We start from the raw sequence: 381 nt of genomic DNA, 5'->3' as shown, positions 1-381 counted from the left end.
AAGTGCAAGCCGAAGCGGGCAAGGGCCGTGTTGGTTTATCGTGTGGTAACTTAGCCCATGCAGTCGCCGCTCCTTGCTCTTCTGAAAAGAAAAATATTCTCGAATTTACGCATGCCAATGTCGCGCTGATCAGCGCCTACAACGACATGTTGAGCGCCCACCAGCCGTGCCAAGACTACCCAGCGCAAATCAAACAAGTACTGGCGGACTACGGCCATACAGCGCAAGTCGCAGGTTGTGTGCCAGCGATGTGCGATGGGGTGACTCAAGGTCAAGCCGGCATGGGTATGTCGCTGTTTTCGCGAGACTTAATTGCGCAATCAACGGCGTTGTCTTTGAGCCACAATGTCTTTTATGCCACATTACTGCTTGGTATCTGTG

General features: G+C 52.5%; 1 protein-coding gene. It reads left to right on the top strand.

Features of this window, described 5'->3' with window-relative positions:
• Window positions 1-381: dihydroxy-acid dehydratase domain-containing protein (locus UF05_RS08955; protein ID WP_197065578.1), on the top strand; the 381-nt coding region annotated here is incomplete at both ends.

Origin of the sequence: Vibrio sp. S457-15 (assembly GCF_000960545.1) — a bacterium.
Taxonomy (GTDB): Bacteria; Pseudomonadota; Gammaproteobacteria; order Enterobacterales; family Vibrionaceae; genus Vibrio; species Vibrio parahaemolyticus.
This window is presented reverse-complemented; position numbering and strand designations above follow the sequence as displayed.